Raw genomic sequence first — 14,314 nt, forward strand, 5'->3', positions numbered from 1 at the left:
TTTATTTATAAGTCAAATGCTTATTCAGCAATCCTTTTAATTTCAATTTTGCCTTTGAAAGATTGGATTTGGAGGTACCTATACTAATATTTAAAGTATCCGCAATTTCCTTGTGTGAGTAATTTTCGAAAACATATAAGTTGAACACGGTTTGATAAGCAGGACTCAATTTTTGCATTGCCTCCAATACCATTTCCGGTTTAATGCTTTCGTAAATGGATAAGTCTTCTTCTTCGCTTAAATCGCCTGGGGAATCACCTTCCTCATCCGCAATTCCTGCCTCATCTTCCAGCATCAGTAAATTTTTATTTTTCCTGAAGTGGTCAATGGCAGTATTGACAACAATTCTTCGCAACCAACCTTCAAACGAACCTGAAAAATTAAAATCCTTCAATTTTTCAAACGCTTTAATAAAGGCATCCTGAAGCATATCCTGCGCAGTATCCCGATCACGGGTATATCGCATGCACACAGCCATCATCTTTCCAAAGAACATCCGAAAGATTTGTTCCTGCGCCCTGCGATCACCTGCAACGCAGCCTTTGAGGGCAGATTCCAGTTGATCAGAGTTTAGTTTCATTAGCTTTCGTGTTCGTTAGACGTGAAGGTCCGGCAGGGGTTGCCTGATTTAAGGGTAAAACAATCGAAATAGCTCAAATGTTACAGAAAATCAGCAGGTTCCCCGAAAAAAATCCCAAAACCTGACCTTAAAAATAGGGCTTCGCCTGAATAATTGGGGAAAAAATTAAAACGAATTTGATCAAATCGACCGAAAGAAGAGCTCAGGAAAAACGGCATTGAACTGAAAACTCTTAATTTAGAGGCCGATTAAATCAATTGAACCCTATAAAAATAAAATCATGAAAATTACAGTAGTTGGAGCAGGTGCAGTTGGGGCAACATGTGCCGACAACATTGCTCGCAGAGAACTCGCAGAAGAAGTGGTACTTCTCGACATTAAAGAAGGATTTGCAGAAGGAAAAGCACTCGACATGCTTCAAACTGCTTCACTTTTGGAATTCGACACACGCATTAGCGGTAGCACTAACGATTACAGCAAAACAGCAGGATCTGACGTTGTGGTTATCACCTCCGGTGTGCCGCGCAAGCCAGGTATGACCCGCGAAGAATTAATCGGTATTAATGCAGGGATTGTAAAAAATGTAACAGAAAACATTTTGAAGCACTCACCCAATGCCATTATCATCGTTATTTCGAATCCAATGGATACGATGACTTATCTCGCACTTAAAAGCGCAGGCGTTCCTAAAAACAGAATTATCGGAATGGGTGGTATTCTTGATTCGGCCCGTTTTAAATGTTATATGAGTGCAGCATTAAATTGCTCACCAAACGATCTTCACGGAGTGGTAATTGGTGGACATGGCGACACCACTATGATTCCATTGATTCGTCAGGCAAGCTTAAATGGTACTCCTGTTACCAATATGCTTTCTGAAGATCAGCAAAAACAAATTGTTGCAGATACCATGGTAGGTGGAGCAACCTTAACTAAATTGATCGGAACATCTGCATGGTACGCACCAGGAGCAGCAGGAGCTTTATTGGTAGAAAGCATTGTTCGCGACCAGAAAAAAGTTTTCCCATGCTGCGTTTACCTTGAAGGTGAGTACGGACAAAAAGACATCTGTCTTGGAGTACCTGTAGTAATCGGAAGAAACGGTTGGGAAAAAATCATCGATTACAAATTGAACGCTGATGAACAAGCTGCATTCGATAAGAGCGCTGAAGCTGTTCGTAATATGAATAGCGTTTTGGATACATTGACTGTTTAATCACATCATTTCAATTCTAAAAGGGAACTGATCATTTCAGTTCCCTTTTTTTATCTATCTCGAAATGCAATTTTATTCAATTGCTTTTTTATTCTTTATAAGCCTAACTACGGTTATCTTCTACATTCTTCCCCAAAAATGGAGGTGGATACTACTATTAACTGCCAGTTGTGTTTTTTATTCCTATTTTATTCCAATATACCTATTGATTCTTTTTCTGATTATTGGAATTGATTATTATGCTGGATTACAAATTTTTAAAGTAGAAACTAAAAAAAAGAAACGATGGCTAATCCTTTCCATTGTAAGTAACCTATCAATTCTTGCCTTATTTAAATACTATAATTTTGGACTCGAACAGATCAATTCAATTTTAAGAATATCCGGATTTGAACATCAACTTCCACTATGGAATTTAATATTACCTATCGGACTTTCATTTCACACTTTTCAATCGATCAGCTATACCATTGAAATTTATAGGGGCAATGTTTGTCCTGAACGACATCTAGGAATATATGCTGTTTATGTTTTATTTTTTCCACAGCTGGTTGCAGGACCGATTGAACGACCGCAGAATATAATTCCTCAATTCAGAAAAAAAATCGATTTTAACCACGAACGATTCATCACTGGTATTCACCGGATTTTGTGGGGACTTTTCAAAAAAGCAGTGGTTGCAGATCTACTTGGCAAATACGTTAATTCCATTTACGACTTTTATGGTGTTAACAATGGAGCAACATTTTGGGTTGCAAGCTGGGCGTTCGGATTCCAAATTTACTGCGACTTTTCCGGCTATTCAGACATTGCTCTGGGTAGTGCCCGTATTCTGGGTTTCGATTTAATGGAAAATTTTAATCTACCCTTTTTCGCAAAAAGCATTTCAGAATTTTGGAGAAGATGGCACATTTCTCTTTCAACCTGGCTGAGGGATTATTTATATATTCCATTAGGTGGAAATAAAAAAAGTAAAATTTTCACTTACCGGAATTTATTTATTACAATGACCATTGCAGGTTTATGGCATGGTGCAGCATGGAACTATGTTTTATGGGGGATAAGTATTGGATTATTATTAATATCAGAACGAATTTTAAAATCCTTCATTAAAAAAGAATACAACAATTCCATTGCAAAACCGATACAAGTTTTTATTGTTTTTCAAATTATCACATTAACATGGGTTTTATTCAGAAGTGAAACCTGGGACCAAATTCTTTATATCTACCATAAAATGCTAAGTCAGCCGATAGTTGGAGGCATCAGTATTAAAGACACCTCCATATTCGTTTCAATGATTCTTATGACAGGCATTATGGTAATGTTCGAATTTTTCTTTTTGAGAAAACGGAGCATTTATTCATTAAACCCGATAAAACATCCCGTGCAATCACTATCCTTCATTGTAACATTTACAATGCTTTTAATTTGGTTTAGCGTTTCCGATGGCGATCAATTTATATATTTTCAGTTTTAATGAAGAAATCAATAATTCATATCACAATAGCGCTTTTTTTGATTGTAATCGTTGATAAAATCAGTAGTATTATTTTTGATTCATTTTACCAAAAACAACTAAGTGGACAATCGGGAGGGAAAATAAACGCCTACTTAAAAAGTGAAATTAACCCTGAACTTTTAATTTTAGGCGATTCAAGAGCATTATATCAGGTGATACCTGACAGTTTAAATCCGGAAGCATTTAATCTTTCACACGCGGGAATGGGATTATCCTTTCAATCCGCATTATTACATATATTAATATCGAACCACAAAAAGCCAAAAAACATTCTTATTCATTTAGATCCTGATCAATTTCTGATTCAAAAAAACACATTTGGTGACAGAAGTGTTTTACAACTGCGCTATTATTATAATTCAGATGCATTTGTAAAAAAATACATCGATGAACTGGGTTTTGAAGAAAAATTTAAATTCTTATTTAGTTCATACCGCCACAATGGAAAACTATTCAGCGAAATAAAAAACGGCATTTTCCCATTAAGGTTAAAGTCCAGCCTAAACGGTTATGAACCATCCTTGCCGGAGGCACAAGACAGTTCCAATGTGATGTATATGGCACAAAAAGAAAAAGAGCCTAAGAATCCGGCCTTTAACATTCATTATTTCCATTATGTAACCGACATTATTTTACAGTGCAAAAAAAACAGAATCGGAATTTACTTTTTTACTGCACCTACATTCGTTTATCTGAACTTTCAAAAAAAATTTAGCAGGGAAATAAGTGATTACCTGAAGGAAAATAAAACGCCCTACTTCAATTCCAACGAATTCAACGAAAGTTGGAAAAATAATGCATCGAATTGGAAAGATGCGCGACATTTAAATCACAATGGTGCACAATTATTTAGTCGTGAAATAGGAAACTGGTATAAGCTATTACAAAAATCGCGATAAAAGATTTTTTTCCGGAATCATACAGGAATCTCTCTTCCCATACCACTTATAGCGATTCTTACCTACATAATCATAAACCGCATTTCGAATAAATCCGGGAACCAGAAGAAATGGATACAACAAAGGGTATGGAAATTTCAATTTTCCGGCAATACGTAATACCGCGCCAGATTTCGAATAAACTTTTTCACCATTAAAATATAAAATGGTGTTTAACTTTTGAGGATCAACTCCAAATTCAGCAAGGAAGTTTTTTGCATAATCACCTTGGAGCGGAGCGAAGAAAAAAATTGATTTTTTATCGTTACGAATAATCCGCTGCACACTTGAGTTGCACAGATTACATTCACCATCAAAAAAAACAATATGTTTTGATTCCACAGGCATTAAAAGGGATCCGCCTCGCTAAAATCGACCACCACATGCGTTTCTCCCGGCTTATTGTTTATCAACACATGAGCACCACCTTCTAATGCAACATTTCCGGTTGAATCAGTGGTATATGCGTAAACATAATAATCGCCTCGTTTTAAATTATCGAAGGTGTAGTCACCCGTATAATCGCAAGTTGCGTTTTCATCGTAGGAAACATTCTGACCCGGATACGAACTTGCTCCGTATTTTATTTTTAATTGAGCGTACGGCATGTTGGATAGGCCATTGATGCAGGTGACATTAATCTTTGCTTTTCCTCCTTTACCGGGACCCTTTTCGCAGGAATAAACAAAAACAGAAATGATGAAAAGAAAGAGAATACTAACGCGATTCATTTTTTACCAGTTTTAAAGTTTGAGTTTTCCCTTCGGAAATTATTTGAACCAGATAGATACCGTTCGACCACGACTCAATATTTAAATCAATCCTTGAGCTAGTCATTCGCACAAATTGAATTTTATTTCCTACCATGTCGTAAATGTGAACATCGGCATTTACACCAAATTTATCCGCATTCAGGGTTACCTGTTGGTTTGCAGGATTGGGATAAAGCATAAATTTTACCTGCTGCATGATTTCATTTAATCCGGAGGTACCATTGTAATCCCCATTGTAATAGGAGATACCGCCACGGTAATTCCCAAGCAACATATCCATTTGACCATCATTATTTAAATCGGCCACAGCAGGAGATGTACGGAGTCCATCTAAAACTTCAAAAACGGTTGTATCTACTCGGGTAAATGCGCCACTTAAATTTCCATCAATATTATTGTAATGATGCACCCAGCCGGCTTTTGAACCAATGAATAACTGATATTCTCCGTTATCATCGTAAATCGAAGGAACTGAATAACCACTGGCATCCCACCATTCCTTTACGTTTAATTGTCCGAAATAATCGGTGATGTATTTAAATAAAGGAGTAGTAACTGTTCCTGTGTTTTGGTAATAGGTAATTTTTCCTGATTTATTTCCAACCAGCAAATCCAAATCATTATCTCTGTCGATATCGATTAAAAGTGGAGCAGAAAATTGTCCCACATCAATAATATTCCCCACATCGTCGGTCATTCCTGCCTGTGTTAATTGATGATCATACGGATTTCCGGCGCCGGCGATATTGGTAAAGAGTGAAAGAATACCTAATTCATTTCCAACAATCATTTCATCATCGCCATCATTATCCAAATCACCAAAGGTGGGATAATAGCTTCTGCGGTTGATCAGAACATCAAGCGATTCGTAATTTTCAGTGACCAATTCAAATGAAGGCACGGTAGCTGTGCCAATGTTTTTATAGAGACTGATCTGAGAAAATACAGAGTCGTTAACCGGATTGTAAAAGCCATATGAAGCTACAAACAAATCGAGCAACCCATCTTCATTATAATCTGCTAAAACCGGATATGCACCTTCTCCTTTTTCGATCATTTCATCTTGAAGAAAATCGCGTTTTACAAAACTGAAATTAGGGACAGCATCCGTATTTGAATTCAGATAGTACAATACACTTTTTTGATTTTCGGATGAGCCGGTCGATTGCGGTGTTACAACTAAATCCCGCTTTCCATCGTTATTGACATCCAAAAAGAATGAACAAGGAAAAAGCTCCAGCTTAATTGGGGTATCATATACCGGAAACAAGGTATCGAGTGAGGTCATGCATTGGTGAGCATTTGGAACTGTTGCTCCGTTTACTACTAAAACCTCATTGGGAAAAGAAACATCGCCCATTAGCAGGTCCTTCATGTTATCTCCATTTACATCCAATACGCACGTACATGAACCGGAATGACGCATTACACTTCTGTTATCGGGATCATCGCGATAATTTTTATCACGCTCGGTGGCCTCTTCTATTAGTTCGGCTAATTGCGGATTAGGAATTCCCGTATTCGCGCACGTGTCGTTTAAATAAACTGAATTGTTGGTTTGATTTTCGGTAAAACAACCCCAGCATTGATTCATTAATGTGTAATCCAAACTATCGCAACCAAATCCGTTTTCTACCGAGTAATTCCGATGATATTCCAATGATGTACCAAACACGCCAAAAGTTAATACATCCATATCGCCATCACCATCTATATCTTCAATTCCGGCAAGGTCGACGGAGCTCACGTATAAATTGACATAATTACCCAATTGCCAGGATCGGATTAAATCTTTAACCAAAACAAAACTCAACACGCCTCCGCTGCTTGTATTCTTATACAGACGAATACCCCCGGGTGTGTAGGTCCACAAATCTTCCAGTCCATCACAATTATAATCTTTCAAAATCGCCCAGTTCATCATAGTGGGAAACTGCATCTCGTATTCCGGCGCATAACGATATTCAATATTATTTGCACCTGGCTGGTGAAGAAAACACAAGGGTTTATTTCCGGTTCGATCGAACAACAACAAGTCTTTCACCCCATCCCCATTTAAATCAATGGTGTTAAACTGAGCATAATTGATTCCACCGGCCCAGGCCAAACGAAGAGTATCGGTTCCGGAACGTACAGCCACTGAATCATATCGGGTAAATAAATAAGGCGTTTGTGCACTTAGGCTCCCCGCCAGTACCATTATCCAACCCAAAAACAAATATTTCCGCATATCACCCGGTGATTTCTTACAAAAGACGTCTATTTTGCCACATGTGATGCAACAAAGCCTTCAAATTTAAGGAAAAGGGTCCAAATGCGGGTGAACGGTAAAACCCTTGCTGAAAACCAAATACTTACGCTTTATCAACATTGAATTGGTAAATAAGCCCACAAATTCTATATTTGCACCCCAATTTTATCTAACCGAAAAACTGTTTTCAATGCAAAACAAGAGTGCTATCTGGACTTTCACCATTCTTCTGACACTTGCGTGTCTGTTCCAGATTTCCTATTCCTGGGTTACCAACAGCGTGGAAAAGGAAGCCGCAGAAGAAGCTGACCGTCAGCTGGATTCTATCATTCAGACCAAACAACAAATGGTTGTTTACGGATCTGACAAATTCGACATGCAAAAAGAAATCGACCAGGAAAATCTCCGCAGTCGGTTAACGGAAGACTACCTGAAGAAGGTAGCACACGAGCCTGCATATCCTATTTTGGGAGAATCGTATCAGGATTGTAAAAAACGTGAGTTAAGTCTTGGTCTTGACCTTAAAGGCGGTATGTCCGTAACCATTGAGGTATCAATTCCTGACCTGATCAACAATCTTGCAGGTAAAACCAAAACACCGGCATTCCGCAAACCATACGAAGCTGCACTGGCTAAATGGAGCAAAAATCCGAGCGAAGATTTTATTAATGTATTCGTAACAGAATTTACGTTGAACAACCCTGAAGGTCGTTTAGCTACTGTATTCTCTGCAGCGAACAAGGATAAGTTCCAAAGTAAAATGACCAACGATGAAGTGGTTGCTAAACTTCGTGATGAACGAGAAGTAGCGATGGCGAACATCGAGCAGATCATGAACAACCGCGTAAATAAGTTTGGTGTAAGCAATGCCACACTTCAACGTTTAGGTTCGTCCGGTCGTATTCAAATTGAACTTCCGGGTGTAAAAGATAAAGTGCGTGTTCGTGCTTTAATTCAAGCTACTGCTAATCTTGAGTTCTGGGAAACCTACAACAACTATGAAGTTGCCCCTTCACTTGAAATGGCCAACAACCTACTGAGCCGCGAATTGTACCCTGAATTGTACACCGGTGATGAAGTAGCTGCAACTGTTCCTGATACAACTCTGCCTACGCCTCCGGACACTTTGAAAACAGCTGGAGATTCTTCAAAAATTGCCGCGGTTAATCCTGATTCAGGTGCTGCTAAAGAAAAAGCAGATACCAATCTTACCGACCTTGAAAAAAGAAAAAAATATCCGATTTACGCTTATTTAAATCTGGCTATTCGTCAGGTTGAAGGTGGCGGTTATTCCTGGGAAGAAAAATCATGCCGCATCGGTACTTGTTCTATTGCCGATACTGCACGTTTAAATTCATTATTGTTTCATCCAATCGTTGCCAATATCTGGCCGGAAGGATTAACCTTCTTATGGGATGCAAAACCACTTCGTATTGACGGAAATGAAACCAATCAGATTTCGTTATACTGTATTAAGAAAAACAAAAAAGGTGTTCCACTGTTAGATGGTGGATCAGTGACCGAAGCACGTTACGATTTCTCTCAGTATTCGAATAAAGTAGAAGTTGTAATGCAGATGAATGCCAAAGGATCTGAAACCTGGGCTATCATGACCGACCGCGCTAAAGGTAAATCCTGTATTGCGATTGTAATGGACGATTATGTGTATTCTGCTCCCTGGGTTAATGACAAAATCACCGGCGGACGTTCTTCCATTTCCGGTAGCTTTACTCCTGATGAAGCTAATGACTTAGCCAACGTATTGAAATCAGGTACCCTCCCTGCGAAAGCTCAAATTATTGACTCCGTAGAGGTAGGTCCTTCACTTGGTCAAGCCAACATTAATTCCGGTTTAAATTCCTTCCTGATTGCATTGTTGATTGTATTGATCTACATGTACATCTATTATAAAAAGGCAGGACTTATTGCCAACGTTGCGCTTCTTGCCAACTTATTCTTCCTGATTGGTTCACTCGCTTCCATTCAAGCTTCATTAACACTTCCCGGTATTGCCGGTATCGTTCTTACCATTGGTATGGCGGTAGATGCTAACGTACTTATCTACGAACGTATCCGTGAAGAACTGAGATTAGGCAAATCATTGAAAATGGCGGTAAATGACGGATTCAAACGCGCATTATCGTCGATCATTGACGGAAACTTAACTACCCTTTTAACTGCAGTGGTACTTGCAGCATTTGGATCAGGTCCGATCTTAGGATTCGCTACCACACTTATCATTGGTATTTTCACATCCTTATTCTCTGCCATCTTTATTTCGCGATTAATTATTCATGAATTACTCGATCGTAAAAAGGACATCTCCTTCTCTACTAAATTCTCTGAGAATTTATTGGTTGGCTCTAAATTCCAATTTATGAAGCGTCGTAAATTATACTACGGAATTTCATCGCTTATTATTATTGGAGGTATTGCTTCCTTATTTGTGAGAGGATTAGATTATGGCGTAGAATTTACCGGTGGATACGCGTTTGAAGTTCGTTTTGACGAAGCTGCTGATTACGATAAAATCAGAACAACACTTGCGGATGCATTTGTAGAGGATGGTCAAAAACTTACTCCTGAGGTAAAACGTATTGAAAACAAATTCAAAGCGAAAATCACGACGAAGTATTTATTCAACGATCAAACACCTGAAGCAGAAACAAAGGTGGAAGATAAACTGAAAGAAGGTCTTGATAAAATCTATAATGGAAAATATACCGTTGAAAGTAAACGTAAAGTAGGAGCCGTAATTTCTGAAGAACTCATCGGATCTTCGATCTCTTCAATTTTATTCTCTCTTTTAATCATCTTCGGTTACATTGTAATTCGCTTCTCTAAATGGCAATTTGGACTTGCAGCCGTATTGGCCTTGTTCCATGATGCCTTAATTGTATTGGGAATCTTCTCCATCTTCTACGGAATCCTTCCGTTCTCGATGGAAATTGACCAAGCCTTTATTGCAGCGATCCTTACCGTAGTTGGTTATTCTATCAACGATACCGTGGTTGTATTCGACCGTATTCGTGAATATATTCATGAGCATAAACGAATGGAATCTTCTTCCATGATTGATACGGCATTAAACACCACCTTAAGCCGTACCATCAATACATCTATGACCACCTTTATCGTATTGCTCACCATCTTTATTTTCGGTGGGGAATCGGTGAAAGGATTTACATTCGCTCTTCTTGTAGGAGTTGCAGTAGGTACATATTCATCCTTGTTTATCGCATCACCTCTGGTGTACGATTTTACAGGAAAAGACTTATCGCAAGCAGCTACTAAAAAACCTGAATAATCAGAAAAGCCTCCTTCGGGAGGCTTTTTTTTTGAAATATATGTTGGCACTATCCTTCCTTCCTTAACTTTGCAAGCATGCTATTGTTCCTCAATATCTCAGGTGGTGAAGTGGTGGTTATTTTCCTAATCATCCTTATTTTATTTGGACCGCAAAGCATTCCAACCATTGCCAAGACCCTTGGAAGAGGAATCAGGACCATTAAAGATGCTACTCAGGAAATCCAAAACGAAATCCGCAACTCTGCCGAACAAGCCACTAAACAATCCGGGGCAATGAATTCCAGCCTTGACATCAGTAAGGAGCTGGATATCAGTAAAGAAATTGATATTGATAAGGATTTAGAGAATCCAATACGATAATGAAAGAGGTCCACAAGGACCTTTTTTTATATCCTTTTGCTGAAAAACCTACAATTTTCTAGCCTACCCCCCAATTTTTCGACACCTGTTTATATTTTTTTTGACTTTTTTTGACGACACCCCCCTTTTTTCGCATAGATTTGTCAAAAAACAGGAAAATTTATGTCAACCATCCGATTTAAGGCCTTAGACGAAGTATTTAATCGTCAACCCAACCATTCCGGCGGCTCCAACGAGCGAATTTCTTCCTTCTTTGGAGAAAATGTTTTTGGAGATATCGCCATGCGCCAGTTTCTTTCCGAAGGTGTTTACGAAAAAGTAAAAGAAGCCATCGTTGAAGGAAATCAGCTGGATCGATCGATTGCCGACCAGGTAGCGGTAGGGATGAAAGATTGGGCTATATCGAAAGGTGCCACACATTATACACACTGGTTCCAACCTTTAACAGGAACAACTGCAGAAAAACACGACTCATTTTTTGAACCTATTATCGGAGGTGAAGGTCGCTCCATTGAAAAATTTTCAGGAAGCATGCTGGTACAACAAGAACCGGATGCCTCCAGTTTTCCGAATGGCGGAATCAGAAATACATTCGAAGCTCGTGGTTATACTGCTTGGGATCCATCTTCACCTGCATTTATCATAGGGAAAACACTTTGTATCCCAACAATTTTTATTTCGTATACCGGTGAGTCGCTCGACTACAAAATGCCTTTATTGAAAGCACTTCATGCATTGGATAAAGCAGCAACAGATGTTTGCCAGTATTTCGATAAAAACATAACAAAAGTTCATTCTACACTTGGATGGGAACAAGAATATTTCCTGGTTGATTCAGCATTATTTAATGCTCGTCCGGATTTAATGATGACAGGTCGCGCTTTGTTCGGTCACGCACCGGCTAAAGGTCAGCAATTGGAAGACCACTATTTCGGTTCAATTCCTGATCGCGTTTATGCTTACATGCGCGAATTTGAAACGGAAGCCCTGAAACTTGGAATTCCTGTGAAGACTCGTCACAATGAAGTTGCTCCCAATCAATTTGAGTGTGCTCCCATTTTCGAAGAGGCGAATGTTGCGAATGACCACAACCAATTGTTAATGGACCTGATGGAAAAAATTGCACGCAAGCATCACTTCCGTGTATTATTCCATGAAAAACCCTTCTCAGGAATTAATGGTAGCGGAAAACATAACAACTGGTCGATGGGAACCAATACCGGGAAAAATTTATTGAGTCCGGGAAAAACGCCTAAGGCAAATTTGATGTTCCTTACGTTTTTCATCAACACCATTAAAGCGATTCACGACAATGCAGATTTACTTCGTGCATCCATTGCAACCGCATCTAATGATCACCGTTTAGGTGCAAATGAGGCGCCTCCTGCGATTATTTCGACCTTTATCGGTGCTTCACTTTCGCGCGTGTTGGATGAGTTAGAGAAAAACGTGAAGAGTGGGAAAATGAGTGCTGAAGAAAAAACAGAACTCAAACTGAATATCGGTCGCATTCCGCAAATTATGCTCGATAATACAGACCGCAACAGAACTTCTCCATTTGCATTTACAGGAAATAAATTTGAATTCCGTGCAGTAGGATCTTCTGCAAATTGTGGAAATGCAATGATGGTATTAAATACCATTATGGCGAATCAGTTGAAAAAATTCAAAAAAGAAATTGATACAGCCATCAACAAAGGTGGAGATAAAGATGAAGTGATTCTTCAAACGTTGCGCAAATACATCGTTGATTCGAAAAAAATCCGTTTCGAAGGAAATGGTTATGGCGAAGAATGGGTGAAAGAAGCAGCGAAAAGAGGTCTTTCGAATGTAAAAGATACGCCTCGCGCTTTGGATGTTTGGGCAAGAAAAGAAATTGCGAAATTATTTGAAGAAGAAGGTGTATTAACGCATCGCGAAATTGAGGCGCGTCATGAAATTGAATTGGATCAATACACATTGAAAATTCAGATTGAATCGCGTTTGGTGGGCGATATTGCCATGACCCGGATTGTTCCGGCTGCGATTAAATATCAAAATCAGTTGATGGATAATCTGGCAAAACAAAAAGACATTTTAGGCACAAACGCTAAAAAAATGACTGAAGGTTTACAGAATCTCATTATCGAAATCAGTGAACATGTAAATACCATTATCACTAAAGTGGATGATATGATTGAAGAACGCAAAAAAGCAAACAACATCTCCGATTCACGCGAGCGAGCGATTGCTTATTGCGATCATGTAAAACCATTCTTTGACAAAATCCGTTACCATGCCGACAAACTGGAAATTGTGATTGATGACGAATTGTGGAGCATGCCAAAATTCAGAGAATTACTCTTTACCAAATAAGAAAAAAAATCCCGCTCCGTGCGGGATTTTTTATGGCATTTTATTAATTATTTCAATGGAAACGATTCGGTCATTTTCAAAACTAAAACGCATGGCTTTAGAATTTCCATCCGTAATTAAGAGTATCCGGGGATAAACATGTCCATCGAAATTAATCAATTTAAAAAAATCAAATTGCGTCATACCACACACCAAACCTCCGCAAATATCTATTTCCTTGTTTCGTAAAATTGCCTGATCCAATACTAAATTACTCTCAGCTCTCCCACTAAATTTAAATTCGGAATTCATGCAATTGAACTCGGCGAAGAAATATTTATCGCCGCCTCCAGTTGTTTTGAAATAATTTTTGCTGTTTAATACAGGATTGCAAATAAATTCAGCCTCCCGTTTTAAACGGGAATACTCTACTGGTGGAAAGTATTTTTGGATGAACGACGAATCAAACATGTTATATTCTTTTGGAACTTCAACCGTGAGCAATTCATACTCTTCTGCCGTTTTAAATACGGGCACATGAGCTTCTAAAACCAAGGCTTTTAAATCTTCCAATTGTTTGATGGCACGTTGCTCCGTTTTTGAGGAATAACTGGTTTTCCTGATTGGACGTTTTGGTCCATAGAAATATACTCCCTGACAGAGAAAGCAAACCGACATTCTTCCAACCAGGGAATCTTTCTCATTGTATAAAAAAAGTGCATGATGAGGAATATAGCATTTCGACAAGCCCTCCTGAAGTAAACTTAAATCTTGCTTTAACCATTTTTTAAATGCGGTTATCTGCGATGCATTAAATTCGAAACCCTCCTTGCGCACTGAGGGAATAATTTCTCCGTTTTGAACGGGATCGTGCTTACCGTGCAATTCGCTGTTTAGGTTATAAAGACAGATCTTTACCCGACTGAATTCAGTATATGGCCAAATGGCACTCGCCTGCGATGGAAGAATTGCAGCAGAGATGAAGCCAATAATCAGTAAAATTTTAACTATCCAATTCATATCTGAATATA

11 protein-coding genes are annotated in these 14,314 nt (G+C 38.7%); 6 read left to right on the plus strand and 5 right to left on the minus strand.

Going from position 1 to position 14,314, the window contains the following annotated elements:
- Position 1 precedes the first annotated feature (1 nt).
- The gene (locus K1X56_00030) at positions 2 to 580 is read right to left on the minus strand and encodes an RNA polymerase sigma factor (GenBank protein MBX7093078.1); all 579 of its coding nucleotides are present in this window, start codon (positions 578 to 580) and stop codon (positions 2 to 4) included.
- Positions 581 to 860: 280 nt separating this feature from the next.
- Here K1X56_00030 and mdh point away from each other — a divergent pair, with 280 nt between their 5' ends.
- The 3 genes from mdh to K1X56_00045 all read left to right on the plus strand — a co-directional run bounded on the left by mdh (position 861) and on the right by K1X56_00045 (position 4,217).
- Positions 861 to 1,796, plus strand: coding sequence for a malate dehydrogenase (gene mdh / locus K1X56_00035; GenBank protein MBX7093079.1), 936 nt, complete (start codon positions 861 to 863; stop codon positions 1,794 to 1,796).
- Between the two features lie 205 nt (positions 1,797 to 2,001).
- The gene (locus tag K1X56_00040; protein ID MBX7093080.1) at positions 2,002 to 3,276 is read left to right on the plus strand and encodes an MBOAT family protein; all 1,275 of its coding nucleotides are present in this window, start codon (positions 2,002 to 2,004) and stop codon (positions 3,274 to 3,276) included.
- Positions 3,276 to 4,217, plus strand: coding sequence for a DUF1574 domain-containing protein (locus K1X56_00045; protein ID MBX7093081.1), 942 nt, complete (start codon positions 3,276 to 3,278; stop codon positions 4,215 to 4,217). Before K1X56_00040 ends, K1X56_00045 begins: the two co-directional genes overlap by 1 nt.
- On the opposite strand, the gene K1X56_00050 is transcribed toward K1X56_00045, so the two are convergent.
- Genes K1X56_00050 through K1X56_00060 form a run of 3 tightly spaced genes read right to left on the minus strand, consistent with a single transcriptional unit; the run spans position 4,200 to position 7,259 of the window.
- Positions 4,200 to 4,604: a DUF393 domain-containing protein gene (locus K1X56_00050; GenBank protein ID MBX7093082.1), complete on the minus strand. Its 405-nt coding sequence runs from the start codon at positions 4,602 to 4,604 to the stop codon at positions 4,200 to 4,202. The genes K1X56_00045 and K1X56_00050 overlap by 18 nt on opposite strands.
- Positions 4,604 to 4,987 (minus strand): hypothetical protein, encoded by a 384-nt coding sequence (locus K1X56_00055; GenBank protein MBX7093083.1) that lies wholly within the window; start codon positions 4,985 to 4,987, stop codon positions 4,604 to 4,606. The genes K1X56_00050 and K1X56_00055 overlap by 1 nt, the downstream gene beginning before the upstream one ends.
- Positions 4,974 to 7,259 carry a T9SS type A sorting domain-containing protein gene (locus K1X56_00060; GenBank protein ID MBX7093084.1) on the minus strand — a complete coding sequence of 762 codons (2,286 nt, stop codon included), beginning with the start codon at positions 7,257 to 7,259 and terminating at the stop codon, positions 4,974 to 4,976. Before K1X56_00060 ends, K1X56_00055 begins: the two co-directional genes overlap by 14 nt.
- Before the next feature lie 211 nt (positions 7,260 to 7,470).
- Between K1X56_00060 and secDF the strand changes: the two genes are divergently transcribed.
- The 3 genes from secDF (at position 7,471) to K1X56_00075 (ending at position 13,304) form a co-directional block, all read left to right on the plus strand.
- Positions 7,471 to 10,587, plus strand: a complete 3,117-nt coding sequence (secDF, locus tag K1X56_00065; protein MBX7093085.1) for a protein translocase subunit SecDF — start codon at positions 7,471 to 7,473, stop codon at positions 10,585 to 10,587.
- A gap of 77 nt (positions 10,588 to 10,664) precedes the next feature.
- Positions 10,665 to 10,949 carry a twin-arginine translocase TatA/TatE family subunit gene (locus K1X56_00070; protein ID MBX7093086.1) on the plus strand — a complete coding sequence of 95 codons (285 nt, stop codon included), beginning with the start codon at positions 10,665 to 10,667 and terminating at the stop codon, positions 10,947 to 10,949.
- Positions 10,950 to 11,111: 162 nt separating this feature from the next.
- The gene (locus K1X56_00075; GenBank protein ID MBX7093087.1) at positions 11,112 to 13,304 is read left to right on the plus strand and encodes a glutamine synthetase III; all 2,193 of its coding nucleotides are present in this window, start codon (positions 11,112 to 11,114) and stop codon (positions 13,302 to 13,304) included.
- 30 nt (positions 13,305 to 13,334) lie between these two features.
- Here the strand turns inward: K1X56_00075 and K1X56_00080 are convergent, their stop codons facing one another.
- Positions 13,335 to 14,303 (minus strand): hypothetical protein, encoded by a 969-nt coding sequence (locus K1X56_00080; GenBank protein MBX7093088.1) that lies wholly within the window; start codon positions 14,301 to 14,303, stop codon positions 13,335 to 13,337.
- Between the last annotated feature and the right edge of the window lie 11 nt (positions 14,304 to 14,314).

The organism is Flavobacteriales bacterium (assembly GCA_019694795.1).
Taxonomy (GTDB): domain Bacteria; phylum Bacteroidota; class Bacteroidia; order Flavobacteriales_D; family UBA2798; genus UBA2798.